At 45.4% G+C, this 3,646-nt stretch carries 4 protein-coding genes; all 4 read left to right on the top strand.

What is annotated here, in order from left to right; all coding sequences use genetic code 11:
* The first annotated feature begins 1,695 nt into the window (after positions 1-1,695).
* The 4 genes from AADEFJLK_RS23215 to trfA all read left to right on the top strand — a co-directional run bounded on the left by AADEFJLK_RS23215 (position 1,696) and on the right by trfA (position 3,533).
* Entirely contained in the window at positions 1,696-2,091 is a 396-nt protein-coding gene (locus AADEFJLK_RS23215) for a hypothetical protein (RefSeq protein ID WP_103975985.1), read from the top strand.
* A 46-nt stretch (positions 2,092-2,137) separates the two neighbouring features.
* A complete protein-coding gene (locus AADEFJLK_RS23210) occupies positions 2,138-2,419 on the top strand; it encodes a BrnT family toxin (protein ID WP_103975984.1) in 282 nt (93 codons plus the stop codon).
* A complete protein-coding gene (locus AADEFJLK_RS23205; protein ID WP_103975983.1) occupies positions 2,379-2,693 on the top strand; it encodes a BrnA antitoxin family protein in 315 nt (104 codons plus the stop codon). The genes AADEFJLK_RS23210 and AADEFJLK_RS23205 overlap by 41 nt, the downstream gene beginning before the upstream one ends.
* A 132-nt stretch (positions 2,694-2,825) precedes the next feature.
* Positions 2,826-3,533 (top strand): plasmid replication initiator TrfA, encoded by a 708-nt coding sequence (gene trfA / locus AADEFJLK_RS23200; protein WP_103975982.1) that lies wholly within the window; start codon positions 2,826-2,828, stop codon positions 3,531-3,533.
* Positions 3,534-3,646 lie beyond the last annotated feature (113 nt).

The raw sequence follows: 3,646 nt of genomic DNA, 5'->3' as shown, positions 1-3,646 counted from the left end.
CCCTGTAACCCGCATTCTACCTGTAAAAAATAGTGGTCAGTTTAAAGTAAGCTTCAATTGGGACGAAGATTTTGCATTAAAGATTTCTGGCTTTACTCATTTACGAAGGAATCCTTACCATCAGCCAACAACGCCGTTCACTTGGACGCAGTGCCACCGCTAAAGCCCTCCATGCTTACTATTCGACCCACACAGAACCCGCCGCCCATAAATTCGACACCCTGTCGGATATTATCGGACTTACAAACAACAATAAACGACAACGCCGAGCCGACATCATCAAAGCCCACGAACGCCTAAAAACAGCGGAGTTTTTAGAAAGCTACGAAACCACCCCCGAAACAATAAAAGCCCACATCAAACTAACGGCGGGACAAATTCGCCGCCTCGTCAAAAAGAAACAAAAACCTACCAAAAATTGACGGGTTTGGACGGACGGACGGACTAACGGGTTTGAGCGGACGGACTAACGGGTTTGAGCGGACAGATTGACGGGTTTGAGCGGACAGATTGACGGGTTTGAGCGGACGCTTAGAAACTCGCAAGAGTATGATTATAATAATGAAAAAGCGGTTTTTTGTCGGCGATAACCTTTTATAACCTTTTTATAAATAGAAAAAACGAGTTTTTTGCCTGTGGATAACTTCAAAAAAACGACCGATTTTTAGATTAAAAAATGCGTTCGCTTTGCTCACTAAATTTTCGAGTTTTTATCCTTGGGGGCTGTCTGCCCCCAAACCCCCGAGGATATATAACCCGAACTGATGAAAAAATGAAAAGCGATAACTAGAAAAAAAGCTGATATTTAGAAAAACCGCTTTAAATTCGATTTAAGAGGTTTTTTCAAGATTAGACATAGAGAACTAGCCAAAACAGATTTTTATCGTTGTACGGTTAAATTTACCGCCTTGCCGTTGATGTTTTGACCGTCACAAGACGGCTAAACACACTACCGCAATTTCTTAGCCGCCCGCTTGGTTATCGGCTTTCTTGGCTAACCGCCTGTAATCCCGATCAGTTCAGCTCAAAATATCCTAGCGGGGTGCGGGGCTGGCAATGAAGCCCCGCCCTTGCTCTCCTCAAAAAAACCTGTGAGAGTAGCGAACGCTCTGTAAACTTAATCTTTTGCCTTACTGGTCTCTTCGGCATCGGTTGGCGGGGTTTTTCCCGTTTTGTGGTTTTCCAGGGTCTGAACAAAGCCCGTCCGCCCCATTCAAAAACCGACCGAGCAGCTTTGTCATTCTCCGACATCATACCCCAGATTTTTTGCAATCTTGCGTCAGGCTTCGGGCTTTGGTGGCAGCGTCCAGACGGGACGAACTAAGCGAAGCATGGCAAGGAATCCGTAGAGGGTTACGGACAGAATGGCTCACTTATGCAAACTGCGTTTGCGTGAGCAAGGGCGTTCCCCCTTAACCCCCGTAAAGGCGGCAGAGCCTTCCCTTTCCAATCCCCCCGCCCGGCATTACCCAGCCGATACCAAGAGCAAAACAAAAAGCCCCGTTTTAAGTCTACCGACGGTCAACCGTTTTTGTGTCGGCGGTTCCCAAAGCAGCCCCGTCCTTGTTTTTCCACCGATCCGAACCGCCGACACAAAAACGGTTTTCATTCCCCACCCCCCAGATTCTTTTTTCTTGATATTGTTATGTTTCGTGCTAGGTTTCTAAAAACCTCATAAATGAACGATGTAGAACATTGACAAACGATTTTTATTTAACGCTTGGGCGGGCTGCAAAAGCCACAGGGAAGAGCAAGTCAACCATATTCAAAGCCTTGGAATCTGGCAAGTTATCCTATATCGAAAAAACAACGGCAGGATACAAAATTGACCCGTCAGAATTACTTAGAGCGTTCCCGAAAACGCCAGATCCTGAAAAAACAGAACAATCGGCAACCCACGGAAACGCCAAAGAAAACGAATATTTAAGGCGTGAAAACGAAATCTTAAGGCAACAGTTAGAGCGAGAGCGGGAACAAGCCGACCATTGGCGAAGACAAGCAACAGCTCTTTTGACCCACCAGCCAGAGCCGACCGCCAAGAAGAGCGGGCTTTATGAAAAACTGTTTGGCAGAAGCAAATTAAATCAGTAACATCTTTTTGCTTGCAAAATGTAAATACAAAGTATAAATATATAAAATGAAATATGTTTGGAACGAAGACAAGAACCGCTTAAACATTAAGCAGCACGGAATAGCCTTTAAGGACGCTGTAAAAATCTTTGAAGGTGAAACCATAGAGCGGGAAGACAACCGCTTTAATTATGGCGAAGTCCGTATTTATGCCATTGGCGTTATTAACGGCTTAGAAATAGCGGTTATTTACACCGACACAAATAACAACGAAAGACGAATCATATCAGCGAGGAAGGCAGAACCCCATGAAAGAAGATACTACTGGAAAAACCGCAATGAGTTTTGAAAACGGCACGGATTGGGAAAGATTGCGTAACATGAGCGATGAGGAATTACACGCCGCCGCTGTTGCCGACCCTGATGCACAACCAACCGATGCAACCTTTTGGGAAAATGCAAAGTTAGTGTTTCCCGAAGCTAAAGAAGTCGTAACAATTAGGCTTGATAGCGAAATGTTGAACTGGTTTAAGGAAGAAGGCAAAGGCTACCAAACCCGTATGAACGCCGTATTGTGTGCCTATATGAGAGCAAAAGGCGGTCATAGACACCCAAGCAGTTAATATGCGGCTATCAAAAAAGCCGTTTACCCCACCAAGGGCAACGGCTTTTTACATCACTTCGGGCAGTTTGGAGCGTCCCCGCTTTAACTGCCTTTTCACGATAGCAAAAGCCACCGGAAAGGCAACGGGAAAATGAAAGACGCACTAGCCGACAATAACGAAGCCGTCCTTTTTCTGGAGAAGCAACTAGAAAGAGATGCACCCAATCTTGACCCGGAGACACGCCGCACGTTAGCCCGCATGGGGGCAAGCATAGCCGTAAAAGAGGCGGAAAAGCCCGAAAATAAAGCCGTTTCGCCAGAAAAAACCAAAGAGAAGAAAGAAAAATCCGTACAGCTTGATTTTTGGGAAGACGGCAAGAGAGCCGCCCCCAATGCGGTTTTTCGTTCGGCTTTATTTCCTGCATTACACCCCACACAAAAAGAAAACCGCCGATTTATTAAACAAGAAAATCTTTTTTCTACAGGTGGATTAGAAGTAATTTTCACAGGTGAACAATTCGATCAATCAGACCTTGACGTTTACCTTGAGCTTTTAAACATGGCTCGCCCTTATCCTTTAGGGCAACCCGTCAAATTCTCAGCCTACGGACTCTTAAAAGCACTCGGTTTAACTACTGGCGGAAAAGACCACGCAAGATTACATTCGGTTTTAATCCGCTTGCGTGGAGGCACGATTGATATAACCGACCACAAAATAAGGTATTTTGGCGGTTTAATAGAAGGCGGAATCCGTGACGAAATCAGCCTTAATTATGAAATCACCATAAACCCAAAGTTTGCGGACTTGTTCGGCTTTGGCATGTGGGCGACCATCGACAAAGAACAAGGCCGACCGTAAGGATTCCTTCGTAAATGCGTAAAGTCGCCCGGAACCCCGCGTCAAACCTAGAATCTAAGCGCAATTCCATAGACTACAGAGGTGAATAGCAGTAATCTGTATCAATTGAACCA

Source organism: Methylovulum psychrotolerans (genome assembly GCF_002923755.1).
In the GTDB taxonomy this organism is placed as follows: domain Bacteria; phylum Pseudomonadota; class Gammaproteobacteria; order Methylococcales; family Methylomonadaceae; genus Methylovulum; species Methylovulum psychrotolerans.
This window is presented reverse-complemented; position numbering and strand designations above follow the sequence as displayed.

Bases quoted from the DNA above. Each gene is read 5' to 3' on its own strand.
- AADEFJLK_RS23210 (WP_103975984.1), top strand. From the start codon at position 2,138: ATGAAATATGTTTGGAACGAAGACAAGAACCGCTTAAACATTAAGCAG.
- AADEFJLK_RS23205 (WP_103975983.1), top strand. From the start codon at position 2,379: ATGAAAGAAGATACTACTGGAAAAACCGCAATGAGTTTTGAAAACGGC.
- trfA (WP_103975982.1), top strand. From the start codon at position 2,826: ATGAAAGACGCACTAGCCGACAATAACGAAGCCGTCCTTTTTCTGGAG.